Origin of the sequence: Nostoc sp. (assembly GCF_036917235.1) — a bacterium.
Taxonomy (GTDB): domain Bacteria; phylum Cyanobacteriota; class Cyanobacteriia; order Cyanobacteriales; family Nostocaceae; genus Nostoc.
Genome location: NZ_JBALDU010000080.1, coordinates 60589 through 77113, shown reverse-complemented (window position 1 = coordinate 77113; position 16525 = coordinate 60589). Strand labels below are relative to the sequence as shown.

The window sequence follows — 16525 nt, the reverse complement described above, 5'->3', positions numbered from 1 at the left end:
AATTTTGAATTTTGAATTTTGAATTTTGAATTTTGAATTTTGAATTTTGAATTTTGAATTTTGAATTTTGAATTTTGAATTTTGAATTTTGAATTCCCCGTTCGCGTAGCGTCTCGCAGAGAAGGGGTTGACATCCCTCCATTGTCACAGCAAATTAAGTTCGGTTATCCGGCTAGTTTTTGGCAACAGAAGAGAGGTTTTTGGCGTCACTATAGATATAGTCAGTAATTTCAAAGGAAATTTTAAATTTTTTCTATAATGGCTGCTTTTGAATTATAATCATAGACTTTATCTTAAGATAGTTTACTATTTGCCATGATTTATCGTATCATAAGTTAAGTAGAACTCATACCGACTTCGGATTTGCTGTTCGGTGTTAGTAACTGTCCAAGAGAAGAATTCTCAAAAATAACCAGCGTGCTTATAAAAGATTGAAAATTTAGGGGAGGTAGGGGAACCTATCATTGGGGGCTTACCGTCTTAACAACGGCTGTATCAATTAACTAATTGCTTTTGGTAGCTCCCGATATTTCGTGATAGATATACTACTTTTCCCCTCCATTTTAGTAATAAAACATACATTATCTTTACGAAGTAGAGGACATCGCACCAATGCCTACTGTCAATACCCAAACCGAAAACCTCAACACCAAATTCACGGCTGATATGGTGCGAACCTATCTGCGAGAAATTGGTCGTGTACCACTGCTAACCCGCGAACAAGAAATTGTCTTTGGGAAGCAAGTGCAACAAATGATGACGCTGATCGACGCCAAGGAAGCTTTGGCGAAGAAGTTGCAACGCGAACCGGATATTTCAGAGTGGGCCGATCACGTTCAACAATCGGAAACCGATGTGCAACAAACAGTGGCGCAAGGTAAGCGGGCAAAGCAAAAAATGATCGAAGCGAATTTACGCTTGGTTGTTGCTATTGCTAAAAAGTATCAAAAGCGAAATATGGAGTTTCTGGATTTAATCCAGGAAGGAACACTGGGATTAGAGCGGGGTGTGGAGAAATTTGACCCGATGAGGGGTTATAAGTTCTCAACTTACGCTTACTGGTGGATTCGCCAAGCAATTACTCGGGCGATCGCTCAACAAGGACGTACTATTCGCTTACCGATTCACATTACCGAGAAACTGAACAAAATCAAAAAAGTGCAGCGCGAGTTGGCTCAAACCTTGGGGCGATCGCCGACTCCAGCCGAAATTGCCAAAGCATTAGAACTAGAACCTGCTCAGATTCGCGAGTACCTGAATATGGCTCGTCAACCAGTGTCTTTGGATGTGCGAGTTGGTGAAAACCAGGATACTGAGTTGCAAGAAATGCTCGAAGATGATGGCCCATCACCAGAGTATTACACCAACCAGGAATTCTTACGCCAAGACTTGAACAATCTGCTAGCAGAACTAACCCCGCAACAGCGAGAAGTTGTAGCTTTACGCTTTGGTTTAGAAGATGGTAATGAAATGTCATTGGCGAAAGTGGGTGAGAGATTGAATCTCAGCCGCGAACGCGTTCGTCAGTTAGAGCATCAAGCTTTGGCTCATCTGCGTCGCCGTCGCGCCAATGTCAAAGAATACGTTGCTAGCTAAAACTAGAGACGCAAGATTTTGCGTCTCTACACCACCTTGGTGATGCGCCTCCTGAATTCAGGGGGCGATTTTTTTTTGCTGAAAACATTTTCTGCCAAACAGTTAACTACTTCTTTTAAGGTTTGATTTATCAGTTAAAACCGGGGTAGTTGCAGTCATAGCTAAACTAATTAATCCTCTAAGTCAAAATGCTTCTTCACCCCAATACTTGACAAAAATTTCAAGATACAGAAACAGAACAATGTTCTGGTGCGAGAGCTACCCTTACCTTTGTATCTAAGTCATTAGTTTTAATTATGTAATATTTGTCAAAAAACTTCTCGAAAATTGTATTAAAAAATACAGGTTTGCAGGTATCCTTCACAGAGCGATCGCAGAACTTTTCGGTCTACTGATGGTATATTTCATGCAATAATTAAGAATATTTCTTATTTAAGTAAAGGATTATATAGCTTGTTGGGGTAGTTACCGCCAGAGCGATCACTATGACTATCACCATTTCCCAAAAAGCTGACTGGGAGCGAGCATAAGCATCCTATTTAGGATAGTTTTGCTTTTCCGGTAACTTCAAAAAATGCCTCATATCTAATCATATATCAGCTTGATAATGAAAGTAATTATGATTAAAGTATGACAAAAGTTATTAAATCTACAGACTGGGGAGAACTGTGGGCAGAAAGTGAGCAAAAGGGTACAGTTTCCAGACAATTAAAAGGTTTTGGAATTATCCACCAAGGGAAGATTCTAGATGTCGTTAATAAATATGAATGCTGGACAGAGTTACGAAGTGGATTATCTCTGACGACAATTGAGCAAGAGTTCATTGATGATTTGGTTTGGATTAGAGATAGTTTAGATGAATCTCAATTTGGATTGAGTTTTTTCTCTCAGGAAAAGTGAGAATTGAACGCCACAGTTTAACTGATGAGACTGACGAATCAGTGGGAAAATATTATTCAGAATGTAACTGCGATATCAAAGAAACTGAATACTGGAAAGCCGGAGAGAAGTATTCACGAATTTATCTAAGTATCGAACCACATCAATTTTTCCCAAATTTTAGCGAGGAAGATTTAGAACAAATACCAATTTACCTGCGCCAAGCCTTAATGGGCGTTAAGGTACAGCCTTATTACCACCAAGGAAAAATAACACGGCAAATGCGGCTGGTGTTACGTCAGATTTTACAGTGTTCTCATGAAGGCTTGATGAAGCGGATGTATCTGGAAAGTGGGGCGGTTTTGATATTTTAGCAATGAATGCAGTAATCGATGACTTATTTAAATATTTAGTTAATACACCTTAAACCCATGCCTAAACATACAAGACCTTTGGTACAATTTTGGTGTTTTGGCAATGAATGCAGTCATTGATGACTTATATAAATATTTAGTTAACACACCTTCCAGGCTACATCCGTTTCAAATCTTGTAAAACTGCGGTGGCCGATTGATAGCGATCGCTAAAATGATAGCAAACCATTTTATCTAAAATTGCCGCTAATTCTTCGCTGACTGGCGTTGTATGCCGCCACATCACATTCCCCGTTTCTGGATCTGGATGAAGTTCTTGCGGTGGTATGCCAGTTATGGCTTGAATAGCAATCATTCCTAAAGCATAAATGTCACTGCATAAACGGGGATGACCGGCAAATTGTTCTGGAGGTGCATAACCCCGCGTCCCGATGGCTACTGTGGCTAATTCTGTTTGCTCACTACTCGGCGGTTGCATCAATTTGACAGCACCAAAGTCAATCAATACCAAGCGATTATTTTGAGCGCATCTAATAATATTAGTCGGTTTGAGATCGCGATGAATCACTCGATGCTGGTGAACAAATTCTAGAACTTCTAAAACTTGTTTGAGCATTTCCATCACAAATAATTCGTTTTGCACATTTTGTACGGGTGGTAATTCTTCGCTTAGGGTATGTCCCTCAATATATTGTTGAATTAGATAAAATTCGTGGTTATCTTCAAAATAAGCAAGTAGTTCAGGAATCTGATGATGTTTACCCAAAATTTCTAAAATTTCAGCTTCACTATGAAACAATCTGCGAGCGACTTGCAAAAATCGTGTATCTTGACGGGCTGGCATTAACTTTTTAACTACACAAGTAGGATTACCTGGTCGTTGAGTATCCTGTGCTAAATAAGTCCGACCAAATCCACCTGCACCAAGAGTTTTAGAAATTTTGTAGCGTCCACTCAAAAGCAAATCACCTGATTTGATTTCTGGTGAATCAACTGGGGGAGGAAAGTCAACAGACGAGTCGGGAATTGCTGTTTTATCTTCTAAGAGTACATTTAATTGGGCGATCGCTTCTTGTTGTTTTTCAACTTGCAAAACAATCACCTGAGTTTGCTGTTGATTTTGGTAGCTAGTATAAGCGATCGCACAGATACTACTAATCGCTAAAGCAAGAGCAGGAGGGATTAATGGCACCCATCCAGCTTGTAAAAACAAAGCAACGCAGATTAATACTAAGCCAAATAGAGTTATCGTTTCCACAACTAGCAAAAGCAGCGGATTTTGCCACCGCCATGCTAAAACACCACCTAATAGCGACCAGCCCCACACCCAAATAAGTTCTATCCAGTTTGGCCAATACCAAATCAAGGGTCGTCCATCTAACACTGTACTGATGAGTTGACTTGCTATCTGTGCATGAATAAATAGAGCAGACATTCTGGCTGGTTGATCTGGCAAAGCGCTGTAGGGCGTATAAAAGCCACCTGGAGGGATATTAGCCGCTGTAGTGCCAATAATTACCAGACGGTCTTTGAATAAACTGGGGTTGACTCGATCGCTAAGAACATCTGTGAGGGTTACTTGGTCGGCGAGGTTGTTGGGGTGACGGTAATTTAATAATATTTGATAGCCTTGTGCATCCAAATGTTGGTAGCCGCCAGAATTAGGTTGTAAACGCCCAAACAAGGTTTTACCTAATATAAAATCTCCTTTTTTAGTGAAATCGTATTCAATACCTTGTTTTTCTAGATAATTAATTGCAATTAATGCACCAAATGCAAATGATGTTGTACATTTCTTGTCTGTAGAGTTAGCAAATAATAAAGTGCGGCGGAGACTTTGGTCGTTTTCATTGTCAGCAACCACATCGCTAAACCCGACATTATCTATAGGGGCATTCGGCGGCGGGGGAATTTCATCTCTACCCAAACTGCTGAACAAACAGGTAGTGACAATGTTATCTTGATTTTGGAGATTAGCCGCCAAATTATTGTCTTCTGGTCGGAAAAGATATAAACCAACAATTCGCGGTTGATAAGACTCTATTTTCTTTAATAGCTGATTGATTGTCAGATCTGATAGAGGCCATTTCTCGCGTTTGAGATCGTTATCAGTAATTTTTACTAGCACAATCCGCCGATCGGGTGCTTCTGCCGGGCGCGATCGCAACATCTGGTCATAAACTCTTAACTCCCAAGGCTGTAACCATTTGATTTCCCGAACTCCCCAGATAAAGGCGGTAACTCCGATACTGGTAACAAAAATAATTTGCAGCCAGCTTTTGCTCTTAGAAGTTTCACGGGAATCCTGAACTTTGACAAAAGGTACGCGGAGTTTTTTTAATAGTCCACTAATCACGGCGTTGAGGCGGTAGCCTGAATTGGGTAGATGTTGTAGGCGCAGAAGTCAATTTTGGGAATCTAGGTTAAAAGCTAATTAACCTGAAGCTCCTATTAATGTAGCAATTTACTTGTTATTTAGAGGCTTTGACGTATTCCTACTTTCAAAGCAAGCTTACGCCCAGCGTCAACCATAGAATCAGACAAGCTCTAATCATCTGTTGGAGATGTTTGAACATCTTCAACAGGACTGCTAATTGGGAAAGAAATCGGATTAGTCGATGGAGTTAGTGAATCTAACTGAGGTTGTTCAAGTGATGCTTCAATGCTGGAATCATCAAAATAGGAACCAATAATTTTATCATAGTTAGAAGCAACAGCTAAAAAAGCGCCACCCAAAATATAGATAGGTAATGGCAGATTAAATTCTTGCAACCAGTCAAACAGTTCCGCTAAGGCAAACAGCACCAAAAAGCAAGCAAGCCAAACCTTCATATTCTTATCCCCTGAATTGAAACAATTCTATTACTAGCTTAAATAGCTTGCATGATAGTTGATGTAATACATAATCACCAACTTACAAGAAAGCAGAGGGGCAGAGGGGCAGAGGGGAAAAATGATTTTCGGTACAAGCCCCGCCCCTTGTAGGCGATCTTCTTCTCCCTCTGCTCCCCTGCCTTTTCTTGACAACCTCTATAACCTTAGATGGGTGCAGTTAGAGCCATAGCATCTGCTATATTGCATTAGAAAAATCAAAATATACTATTACAGCAGATGGAAGAACCTGGCAAGTCGCTTTTAGCCAAATACTTTTAAAATGAGTGAGAACCTGAAAGCTCAAGAGGTTACTGATTTGCAGCAATATTTGAGCGAACAGCAAGTTGCGCTGCGCGATAGTGAAGCACGCTACCGTTCACTAGCAGAAGCTAGCGCATCCATTGTCTGGAGGGCAGCACCTTGGGGCAATGTTGTTGATGATATTCCGACTTGGCAGGGGTTCACAGGGCAAAGTCCCGAACAATATAAAGGATGGGGTTGGGTTGAGGCACTGCACCCAGAAGATCGTTCATTGATGGTGGAAATTTGGCAACAGGCGTTTCCTACACAGAGTGTTGCAGTTGCTGAGTATCGTGTTCTACGGCATGACGGCGAATATCGTTATATGAATATACGCGGTGTGCCTATACTCGATGAAATGGGCGAGATCCGCGAATGGGTGGGAATGTGCGTCGATATTACCGAACGCAAGCAAGCTGAAGCCAAACTGCGCGACAGTGAGGCGTGTTTTCGGCTGCTGGCTGAAAATTCAACTGATATTATTTCCCGCCTTAGAGTAGATGGAATTATTCTGTACGTTTCACCAGCTTGCTACACAGTTCTGGGATATCAACCAGAGGAATTAGTCGGTCATCCCAGCCAGGAGTTAGTTCACCCTGATGATTTGGCAGAGATTGCCAATAATTACCCAGTCAATGCCGATTTACCAGATATTTATACCATTACTCACCGTGCCCGTCACCAAGACGGACATTATATCTGGTTGGAAGCAACTATTCGAGCTATTCGCGATCGCCAAACTCAAGAAATTTTAGAGATGCAAGCGTCTTCGCGAGATATTACTAAGCGCAAACAGGTAGAAGAGGAGCAGCGTTTCTTAGCTGAGGCTAGTGGTATTTTGGCTGCATCATTGGACTACGAAACAACCCTAGCAGGTTTGACGCGTTTAGCAGTGCCGGAAATCGCTGATTGGTGCTTAGTTGATATTATTTGTGACAATCAATTAGTTCGTCGGGTTGCAGCAGCCCATGCCAATTCAGCGAAACAAGAATTGGTAGAACAGTTACAAAATTATCCCCCTGATTTGGCACAAACAGCAGGTGTTGCGGAGGTAATACGGACGGGTAAATCACAAATTATTCATTTGATTTCTGAGGAACAAATCCAAGGGTTAACCCACAACGCCAGTCACTTTAAAATATTGCAAGAATTAAATCCGACATCTGGGATGAGTGTACCGTTAATCCTGCGGGGACGAGTGCTGGGAGTTATGACTTTGGTATCTTCTTCAGGTCGTCGCTACGATAACAAAAGCCTGATGTTAGCTGAGGAGTTGGCTGGCCGGGCAGCGATCGCTGTTGACAATGCCCGACTCTACAGAGAAGCACAGCAATCTCAACAGGCGGCTTTACGCGCAGCATCTCGCACTACCCGTCTGCAAGCAATTACCGCTGCCCTTTCTGAATCTTTAACTGCGACACAAGTTGTTGAAGTAATTGTGGAGCAAGGTATAGCAGCTTTAGGAGCTAGTTCTGTTTTTGTGGCACTACTAACTCAAAGCGGCACTGAATTAGAACTTATCCGAACTGGTGGCGAGCAACAAGAAATAGTAGATTCCTGGCGTCGATTCTCGATTAATGCTTCTGCACCACTGGCAGAAGCAGTAAGAACTAAGCAGCCTATTTGGCAAGAGCCAACCGAAACAAGGATTGCTCGTTACGCAAATCTGGCTCAGGAATACACTCAGTCCAACTACGGCGCTTGGATTTCGATTCCATTGATCGTTGAGGGACGAGCTATCGGTGGAATGTCTCTAGCTTTTACCGAAATTCAGCAGTTTAATCAAGACGATCGAGCCTTTATGCTGGCACTCGCACAGCAGTGCGCTCAAGCGATGGAACGTGCCCGTCTATACGAGGCAGAACAAACCGCTCGGAAAGCAGCAGAAAATGCCAACCGGATAAAAGATGAGTTTCTGGCAGTACTTTCTCATGAATTGCGATCGCCACTCAACCCAATTTTAGGATGGGCAAAGCTTCTCCAAACCAAAAAGCTTGATGAAAAGACAGTTCCTCAAGCGCTGAAGACTATTGAGCGAAATGCGAGGTTACAGGCTCAACTGATTGAAGATTTACTGGATATCTCCCGGATTTTACAAGGTAAAATCAGCTTGAATATTTACCCAGTCGATCTGACATCTGTGATTTCGGCAGCAATGGAGACAGTGCGGCTATCGGCAGAAGCTAAGTCAATTGAGATGCACATTAGCCTGGAACCAAATTTGGGACAAGTTTTGGGAGACTCCAACCGATTGCAGCAAATCGTTTGGAACTTGCTCTCAAATGCGGTTAAGTTTACACCAGAAGGCGGACGAGTTGATATTCGACTATCATCATGTCCTCATTCCAACTCAGCACTGCTTCAAGTCAGCGACACAGGGAAAGGCATCGACCCTAATTTTCTGCCTTACGTTTTTGAATATTTTCGCCAAGAGAATAGCAGCACCACCAGAAAATTTGGTGGATTGGGGTTAGGATTAGCGATCGTCCGTCACTTAGTCGAACTGCATGGCGGGACAGTCCAGGTAGAAAGTGGGGGCGAAGATCGGGGGGCAACTTTTACTGTAAGACTACCGTTAATCCAAAATCAATTAGAGATTAAACAAGACAGTAGCAATTCTGAGCCATCCTCAAATTTGAATAGTGTCAAAATTTTAGTAGTGGATGATGATACAGATACGCGAGAATTTATTGTCTTCTTACTAGAGCAGTATGGGGCAAATGTAACAGCAGTCACATCAGCAAATGAAGCCCTAGCTACTTTAGCCCAATCCTTACCAGATATACTTTTAAGCGATATTGGGATGCCAGAAGTGGATGGATGTATGTTCATGCGACAGTTGAGAACACTGCCACCAGAGCAGGGAGGAAAAATTCGCGCGATCGCACTTACCGCCTATGCTGGAGAAATGAACGCTCAACAGGTACTAACAGCCGGATTTAACAAGCATATAGCCAAACCAGTCGAGCCAAGCGAGTTAGTAGATGCGATCGCCAACTTAATTGCTGAATAAACCTGCTTCTACCTGTTCACCATTACTTGATACAGTTAAAACTAATTGTCAGTTCTAAATCATATCTGTCAGAATATTCGCGATCCGTTGTTCCTTCTTCGGTTTTTACTTGTAGCGTTTCCTAATCACATGAGGTACATCTTAGCCTCCCTCCTCGCTTGCGGGGAGGGGGTTGGGGGTGGGGTTCTTGTACCTCACTCAACCGAGAACCGCTATAACCAGACAATAGGCTTAACAAGTTAGTTGAGCAACTTGTTAAGCCCCTTGTTAAAGTTAGGCAAACTTCCGCTACAGTGTAATAGCTAGCTAAGTTAATAGCTGAATAAACCTGCTTCTACCTGTTTACCGTTACTTGATATTATCAGGTATGCTTGCTTTATATTGTAGCTCAGAAAGAATCCCTTGTTTAATATCAATCTTACGCAAGATGACTTTTTCATCAAAATAAAAATCAGCAACGCGCTGCTGTTCGGCAATAATCGCAGGTGTAATTTTTCTCAATTTATAAGTACGACGACTTGCCACCTTTAGTGCAACTGCTGGATCTAATTTCTGTTCATCAACTAAAATTTTGGCATAATCGCTTGGGTTTTTTTCAGCCTGCTCTCCTACCTTCTCTGCTTCTTCTAAAAACACTCGTACCAATTGCGGATTTTGGATAACAAATGCACGCCTGCCAATATAAAACCCGTTGAGAGTGTTAATTCCTTTTGCATTTCTCAGATTACGAATCGGGGTAGTTTTTTCCACAGCAGCTAAAAGGGGATCGCCACCCACCCAGGCGTCAGCCTTGCCTTGAATAAAGGCATCGCGGGCTTCAGGTGGAGTCAAAGCAACGATTTGAATATCGCTAATTTTTAACCCTACCTCTTTTAACGCTTTTGTTAGTAAATACTGTGCATTTGACCCTACCTGAAAAGCAATTTTCTTCCCTTTAAGATCGGCTAATTTCTTAATAGGAGAATTAGCTTTCACCACAATACCTTGGTTGGTACCATCGCTGGGCGTGCGTCCAGTAAGATAGACAACTTCAGGGATAAGGCCTGGGCGTGCAGCTTGGTCAAATATTGGAGGTGTCTCTCCGACATTACCGATATCGACCTTACCTTCATTCAGCGCTTTTATCAATTGCGGCCCTGCTGCAAATGGCCCAACCCAATTCACGGTTACACCCAATGCTTTGAAACGTGGCTCAACAGCTTTTTTGGACTTAACAATATCACCAGAACTTTGATAAGCCAAGTTAATTACTTTGGCATTTGGCAGCGCTTGAGTGGTTTGCATAAGGCTACCAGCCAACGGAGATAATAAAGTAAACAGTCCCAATGCAGAATATTGGACAACACGCTTTAGGACTGTACGGCGTTGTGGTTGAAATGACTTGTTCATCAGTTATGATTTTCCTAGTAAGTTTTAGCTTTTACGTTGTCAGTCTTACTTTAAAAAGCAAGTAAGATCGTAGGAAGTTATCATTTAAACCTCCTAGAACACCAACTTATGGCAAAAAATTGAGATTCTGCTACTTAAACAAATCTCCTTGTGCATTTAGTAAATTGGTATTCTAGTTTGTTTAAAAAAACAAACTTCATATTTGATTATTCTCTACTTTTCACTTATCAGTGTTGGTGGAGTAATAGTTGCATATTCTTGAGGCGTGAGTAATGCTTCTTTAACATCAATCTTTTTGGGTAAGATTTTTTCGTTATAGAACAAATCAGCAACACTTTGCTGGGCTTGCATTAGTTCTGGAGTAATTCCTCTCAGGCGATAAGTAGCACGACTAGAAATTATTTCCTGAATGGGTAAATCAATTTTGAGTACAGGTGCTATGAGTTTGGCTACTTCTTTACGATTCGCTTCTGCCCATTGACCATTTTTATCAATTTCTTCTAAGATAATGCGAACTAATTCGGGATTTTCCTTAGCAAATTCTCGTGTTCCTACATAGTATCCGCCTGGAGTACCGATATTGGTTGCATCTCTCAGCACACGCGCACCGTGGAGTTTTTCTACCAAAGCTAAATGAGGATCGCCAGTTACCCAAACTGGAATAGTGCCCTGAATAAATGCACCACGCGCTTCGACATTGGGCATACTCAAAACTTGAATATCACTATATTTTAAACCTACTTCTTTTAAAGCTTGGATGATAAAATAGTGAGAAGCAGAACCTTTTTGAAAGACTACTTTTTGACCTTTGATATCAGCTAATTTTTTAATTGGAGAATCTTTAGGAACTGCGATCGCACTACCTTTACCTGAATTAGGCCCAAGTCTTCTCCCAGCCAAATAGATAATTCTTGCACCCGCAGCTTGGGCAAAGATGGGAGGTGTTTCTCCAACAGAGCCAATATCAATTTTGCCCACATTCATCGCTTCCATAAGTTGTGGCCCTTGAGCAAATTGTGACCACTCTACTTTCAACCCCAAAGGCTCCAAACGTTTTTCTAAAACTCCTCTGACTCTAACTAAATCACCAGAGCTTTGATACCCTATTCGCAGTAACTTTGTTTTAAAAGTTATAGTCTTAGCTCCTGCTGGTTCTGCTTTAGGAACAGTTCCTACATTTGTGTTAGATACAGTTGACGTACAACTAATTAAAGTAGTAGATAAACCTATAAAACTAGGTATTAAAAACAATGAAAATTTACTAATTACTCTTGTCTTAGATTTAACTAAATTTTGAAACATTTTTGCACCTTAGCTTTTGATTAAATACTGATATAAAAACATTGGCGAAAAGCTTAACTTTTCCAATTACTAAAGTTGATTGTGTAGTCTCAGTCAGAAGCAAACTACGCGCAGCGTCTCGTAGAGAGCGTCTTGATTCTGAATCCTGAATTCTGATTGAATTACTTATTAGATTTAATTGAATCAGGTGTGAATGCTTTATATTCTTCTGGAGTAAGTACTCCATCTTTGACATTAACCTTTTTTGGTAAAAGTCCTTGTGCATACCATAAATCAGCTATTTGTTGTTGTTTTTTAACAACTTCATCGGTAATTGGTAGCAAACCATATACTGCTTTACTATAAATTGTTTTGAGAGTAGATACATCAATACCAACGTCACCAGTCTCAAGTTCTGCTAACTTGTCAATATTTTTCTGCGACCAATCTTCAGCTTTGATAAACTCATCTAGAAAAACTTTGAGAATCTCAGGATGCTCTTTGGCAAACTTACGTGAGGTAGTATAAAAGCTACCAAGATCCTGAAGTCCTTGTCCATCTATTAATACACGACCAAGATTTTTTTGGACATTTCTAGTAATGTAAGGTTCCCAAATTACCCAAACATCAATTCCTCCCTGACTAAAAGCTACATTTGCATCTGGAGGTGGCAGAAACAGAGATTTTACGTCACTCAGTTTTAGCCCCTCTTTTTGTAACGCTTTTAGCAAAACATAGTGGGCAATAGAGGCTTTTTGAAAGGAGATTTTTTTGCCCTTAAAGTCAGCAACACTTTTAATCTGAGAGTTTTTTGGTACTAAAAAAGAAACTCCTCTACCATTAAATCGGGTCGTTGCAATATATACAAGAGGTGTACCTGCGGCTTGAGCAAATATAGGTGGTGACTCAGCTGTAGCTGCAATATCAAGGGAACCAGTATTTAACGCTTCTAAAGCTTGTGGGCCAGCAGCAAACTCTAGCCACTTGAGAGTAAAATTCTTTGCTGCCAAACTTTTTTCTAGAGTTCCTTGCTTTCTCATCACTGCAAGAGAACCAAGCTTAGAATAGACAACTCGTAACTCTTGTTTTTGTGGAGTATTAGAAACTGTTTGACTTTGAGATTGTGTACTAATTGAAGATATTTCGTTTTGAGTAGTTTTAGTTTCTTGGCTGCAACCAACAAGGCTCATTGGTATCGTGAGGGAGCAAGCAGCTATCAGTAAAGATATATGTTCATGCTCAATTTTATATTTTGCTTCTATAGGTTTAATATTTAGACTATACTCATATATTATCTTTGTGTTGCTTTTTTTTGATTCTTGAGGCTTATTGATAGATAAATTGAGACTTTGCAAAAATTTTAAAAGTGCCATAAGATTTTTTATATCTAAATTTAATAATTTTACCTTTAGCGCTTTTTGTGAATATTAATTACTCGCAATTTCAGTTTAGATATTATCAATTCTTATCTGAGAATAAAGTATTTATAAACACTTGTTTTAAACAAAAAAGTAAGTTTTTCACGATTTATGTTTATAAGTATATAGAGTGATATTTAGACAAATTTAATCAGTCAATAATCAGAATAACTCTTGACTATTGACTGCCTTAAGAATATATAGAATTAAATGCCCATTAGATTAATCTTCTGAGCTATAAATCCTAAAATGGACGACTACCTGCAAGGCTAACCCGCTTTAAGACTCGTCGCTCATTTGGATCAAATGCTTGACGGTAATGCAAGGTAGCTTGATTATCCCAGTAGACAATATCACCTACTGACCATTTGTGTTGGTAGTAGAACTTGGGTTGAGTTAGATGTTGCCTTAACTGTTCAATCAATTTAGATCCTTCTTCCGGCTCTAACCCGACAATTTCCACTTCTGTAGCAGCATCTAAATAAAGATGCTTTTTACCACTCTCTGGATGTGTTCTAACTAAAGGATGGGGAAAGACCGGACTTATTAAAGGAATAGTTTTGTCTAAACGATACAAAGAGCGGGGTGCATTCCGATCTCGCAAAAATGGGTTGTAGGTAATTAACTGCAAATCTGCAATCCGTTCTTTGGTAGCTTCATTTAATGCCTCATAGGCTAAATTGGTATTTAACCAATAAGTATCTCCACCATGAGTTGGTATTTCCAAAGCGTAAAGAAGCGAACCACTAGATGGCGTAAGAGTCCATTTGTGATCGGAATGGAAAGTTAATTCTCCAGTACCAGTATAGCCACCATCGACATTGGAAATTGGAATCACTACCGGAGTTTCTCCTGGTTTAGAAGCCAATACTGGAGTTTCATCAGATGGTACAAAAAGCGCACCAAAGTATAGAGAAAAGTTCAAAAGTTCTTTATCGAAGAGCTTTTGATCTTTGAAGATTAGGATGTGGCGATCGCGCAAAGCTTCCTTAAGTTGTAGAATGACTTCAGGCGCGATTGGTTGACTAGCATCAAGATCAATAACGATAGCTCCCAAAGGAGCATCAATAGACCTAATTTTAACTTTTGTCAAAGTCGAGGAAGACATAATATTCTCCTGTGTTTTAGTTTATTCTTGGGGATAACTACTTATTCGCTAACACCTCTGAAGGAGTAATTTTGGCGTACTCTTCAGGTGTCAAAAACCCGTCTTTAACATTCACCTTCTTGGGGATAAGTCCTAAGCTGTACCACTTATCTGCAACTTCCTGTTGCTTGGTAATAGTTTTATCAGTGATTGGTAGCAACCCATAGTCATATTTTTTATGCATTTTTTCTAAAGTCGGCGGATCTAACTGAGTTACAGGAGCAAGCAGTTGTGCTACTTCTTTGGGATGATCCTTAGTCCATATTTCTGACTTTTCTAGCTCCTCCAAAAACACTTTGATTACATCAGGATGAGCCTGATAAAATTGACGTGAGGTTGAATAAAAGTTGCCAGTATCCCGCAACTTTCCACCATCTGCTAAAACACGAGCAATTTTATTTTGTTCATTTCTAGTAGCAAATGGCTCCCAAATGTACCAAGCATCCACCTTATTCTGACTGAATGCTGCATTTGCATCTGCCGGAGCTAAAAAAATCGATTGGACATCACTCAGTTTCAACCCTGCATCTTCTAGTGCTTTAACTAATAGGTAGTGACCGATAGAAGCTTTCTGAAAAGCTACTTTTTTACCCTTCAAATCGCTAACAGTTTTAATCGGAGAGTTTACAGGAACTAAAAGTGAAATAGCTTTCCCACTAGGGCGTGTAGTAGCTAGATAAACAAGGGGCGCTCCTGCTGCTTGGGAAAATATAGGAGGCGATTCGGCTGTAGATGCAATATCCAATCCATTTGCATTTAAGGCTTCTAACTGTTGTGGCCCAGCTGCAAACTCAGCCCACTGCACTTTAAAACCCAGAGGCTCTAATCGGTTTTCTAAGGAACCCTGCTTTTCTAAAACTGCTAAAGCGGAAAGTTGTTTTGAACGTACAATTCGCACTACTTGCTTCTCTGTAGTGCTAGATGAAGCTACAGATACGGGGGAAGCTGCTGACTGTTGAGTGTTATTTTTGGCTTCATTACAACTTGATAGGGTTGTCGATAACATTAAGCAGTAGCCCAAAGCAAATAACAAAGAACGGCGTGTTGTTCTTGGACTTTTTCTGAATTCAAACTTTCCTTTTAAAGCTGGCATGGGTTATTTTATTGGTTCCCTTTTAGGTGGTTATAACAATGGTGATTGATTGCAATATCAAGAATGAAAAGTTTATTTGGAAACTCTAATCAATAGATGTTTTTTGTAATTCAAAAACTTTACTTATGAAATTAGAGAAAAGAGTGGGGATTACCCATCCCGCAACGACTCGAGGAACTGAAACTTTAGTATTTAGGAGGCAAAAATTTAGGAAATGGAGTGAGAGGGCCCACTCCAATGTCGTGCTAGTGGAAGATTAAAATTTGTAAGTGGAACTCTGTTTGGGTAGCGTTCAATTTTGTTAGTGCTTCCAAGCGACTAGAATTGTAGCTTCGAGTTCTTCTGTAAAATGTCCAGACGGCTCAACTGCTAGTAGCGCTTCTCTGATATCCTTTTCAAATGCTGGGGCGTTATTGCCATAGAAAATTTTGAGAGAGAAGGCTGTTGTGTATAAGTAGCCGAGATAACTATCGACAGTCCAAGATTTTTCAAATGGCACTTCATAGCTTTCTTGACGAGCAAAAGCTGAATTGCCAATTACAACTTCATGAGGAGGATCGAGTGGCTTACGAGTACCTTGTCCTCGTTGTCCAGTCCGGCGTTCTTCACCTAACCATTTCTTTACTACTCCAACAGCAGCTTGTTTCCAGGGTAGATTGCTTTCCCAAGGGTTATCACCAGTCTGAAGCAGTGCTATTGCACCATCATCAGTCAGCAAGTCATAAAGGCGTTCTAGCACTAATTCGCGTTCCATCCAATGGAAGGCTCTACCAATTGTGGTTAACTTAAATTTCCCTAAACTAGAGTCGATTAACTCTGCTCCTTGCTCTAACCAAGTAATATTATTTGCTCCGACTGCTGCTGCTTGCCGTTTGGCTTCTGCAATCATTTCTGGATCGGGATCGATCGCCACAACTTCTTCAAATTTGGTTCGTAGACCAATTGAAATTAATCCTGGGCCAGTACCTAAATCAAGGAGTCGTCCTTCACCATTGAGATTAAATATTTCGGCTAGTTTGTCGAATACAATCGGTGGGTATTTGGTTCTATATTGAGCGTAGCCCTCTGCGGCTCCCTCAAATAAACTTGGGTCGTAGGTGGGAAGTGTTTTTAGTTGAGTCATATCAATTTTGGATTTTGGATTTTAGATTTTGGATTATG

General features: G+C 40.6%; 12 protein-coding genes. 4 read left to right on the top strand and 8 right to left on the bottom strand.

The annotated features are described in order from the left end of the window. Positions 1 to 612: 612 nt before the first annotated feature. From V7K44_RS23290 to V7K44_RS23280, 3 genes are all read left to right on the top strand, one after another. Positions 613 to 1596: an RNA polymerase sigma factor, RpoD/SigA family gene (locus V7K44_RS23290; protein WP_334934819.1), complete on the top strand. Its 984-nt coding sequence runs from the start codon at positions 613 to 615 to the stop codon at positions 1594 to 1596. A 630-nt stretch (positions 1597 to 2226) separates the two neighbouring features. Beyond that, positions 2227 to 2496 (top strand): hypothetical protein, encoded by a 270-nt coding sequence (locus tag V7K44_RS23285; RefSeq protein ID WP_334934817.1) that lies wholly within the window; start codon positions 2227 to 2229, stop codon positions 2494 to 2496. Next, positions 2493 to 2849 (top strand): hypothetical protein, encoded by a 357-nt coding sequence (locus V7K44_RS23280; protein ID WP_334934815.1) that lies wholly within the window; start codon positions 2493 to 2495, stop codon positions 2847 to 2849. Before V7K44_RS23285 ends, V7K44_RS23280 begins: the two co-directional genes overlap by 4 nt. Before the next feature lie 157 nt (positions 2850 to 3006). Here the strand turns inward: V7K44_RS23280 and V7K44_RS23275 are convergent, their stop codons facing one another. Together V7K44_RS23275 and V7K44_RS23270 are read right to left on the bottom strand one after the other, a co-directional pair. Further along, positions 3007 to 5205, bottom strand: coding sequence for a CHASE2 domain-containing protein (locus tag V7K44_RS23275; RefSeq protein WP_334934813.1), 2199 nt, complete (start codon positions 5203 to 5205; stop codon positions 3007 to 3009). 191 nt (positions 5206 to 5396) lie between these two features. After that, on the bottom strand, positions 5397 to 5681 hold the full coding sequence (locus tag V7K44_RS23270; protein WP_334934811.1) for a hypothetical protein: 285 nt from the start codon (positions 5679 to 5681) through the stop codon (positions 5397 to 5399). A 322-nt stretch (positions 5682 to 6003) separates the two neighbouring features. Between V7K44_RS23270 and V7K44_RS23265 the strand changes: the two genes are divergently transcribed. Beyond that, positions 6004 to 9036, top strand: coding sequence for a PAS domain S-box protein (locus V7K44_RS23265; protein WP_334934809.1), 3033 nt, complete (start codon positions 6004 to 6006; stop codon positions 9034 to 9036). Between the two features lie 348 nt (positions 9037 to 9384). On the opposite strand, the gene V7K44_RS23260 is transcribed toward V7K44_RS23265, so the two are convergent. From V7K44_RS23260 to V7K44_RS23235, 6 genes are all read right to left on the bottom strand, one after another. Further along, on the bottom strand, positions 9385 to 10425 hold the full coding sequence (locus V7K44_RS23260; protein WP_334934807.1) for an aliphatic sulfonate ABC transporter substrate-binding protein: 1041 nt from the start codon (positions 10423 to 10425) through the stop codon (positions 9385 to 9387). Positions 10426 to 10638: 213 nt separating this feature from the next. Beyond that, positions 10639 to 11727, bottom strand: coding sequence for a sulfonate ABC transporter substrate-binding protein (locus V7K44_RS23255; protein WP_334934805.1), 1089 nt, complete (start codon positions 11725 to 11727; stop codon positions 10639 to 10641). Between the two features lie 161 nt (positions 11728 to 11888). Next, positions 11889 to 13079 (bottom strand): aliphatic sulfonate ABC transporter substrate-binding protein, encoded by a 1191-nt coding sequence (locus V7K44_RS23250; protein WP_334934803.1) that lies wholly within the window; start codon positions 13077 to 13079, stop codon positions 11889 to 11891. Between the two features lie 289 nt (positions 13080 to 13368). Beyond that, a complete protein-coding gene (locus V7K44_RS23245) occupies positions 13369 to 14232 on the bottom strand; it encodes a TauD/TfdA dioxygenase family protein (RefSeq protein ID WP_334934802.1) in 864 nt (287 codons plus the stop codon). Between the two features lie 37 nt (positions 14233 to 14269). Further along, positions 14270 to 15364, bottom strand: coding sequence for an aliphatic sulfonate ABC transporter substrate-binding protein (locus V7K44_RS23240; RefSeq protein ID WP_334934800.1), 1095 nt, complete (start codon positions 15362 to 15364; stop codon positions 14270 to 14272). A 301-nt stretch (positions 15365 to 15665) separates the two neighbouring features. Beyond that, on the bottom strand, positions 15666 to 16487 hold the full coding sequence (locus tag V7K44_RS23235) for a class I SAM-dependent methyltransferase (RefSeq protein WP_334934798.1): 822 nt from the start codon (positions 16485 to 16487) through the stop codon (positions 15666 to 15668). Between the last annotated feature and the right edge of the window lie 38 nt (positions 16488 to 16525).

Bases quoted from the DNA above. Each gene is read 5' to 3' on its own strand.
- V7K44_RS23250 (WP_334934803.1), bottom strand. From the start codon at position 13,079: ATGGCACTTTTAAAATTTTTGCAAAGTCTCAATTTATCTATCAATAAG.
- V7K44_RS23265 (WP_334934809.1), top strand. From the start codon at position 6,004: ATGAGTGAGAACCTGAAAGCTCAAGAGGTTACTGATTTGCAGCAATAT.
- V7K44_RS23270 (WP_334934811.1), bottom strand. From the start codon at position 5,681: ATGAAGGTTTGGCTTGCTTGCTTTTTGGTGCTGTTTGCCTTAGCGGAA.
- V7K44_RS23260 (WP_334934807.1), bottom strand. From the start codon at position 10,425: ATGAACAAGTCATTTCAACCACAACGCCGTACAGTCCTAAAGCGTGTT.
- V7K44_RS23240 (WP_334934800.1), bottom strand. From the start codon at position 15,364: ATGCCAGCTTTAAAAGGAAAGTTTGAATTCAGAAAAAGTCCAAGAACA.
- V7K44_RS23285 (WP_334934817.1), top strand. From the start codon at position 2,227: ATGACAAAAGTTATTAAATCTACAGACTGGGGAGAACTGTGGGCAGAA.
- V7K44_RS23255 (WP_334934805.1), bottom strand. From the start codon at position 11,727: ATGTTTCAAAATTTAGTTAAATCTAAGACAAGAGTAATTAGTAAATTT.
- V7K44_RS23235 (WP_334934798.1), bottom strand. From the start codon at position 16,487: ATGACTCAACTAAAAACACTTCCCACCTACGACCCAAGTTTATTTGAG.
- V7K44_RS23245 (WP_334934802.1), bottom strand. From the start codon at position 14,232: ATGTCTTCCTCGACTTTGACAAAAGTTAAAATTAGGTCTATTGATGCT.
- V7K44_RS23290 (WP_334934819.1), top strand. From the start codon at position 613: ATGCCTACTGTCAATACCCAAACCGAAAACCTCAACACCAAATTCACG.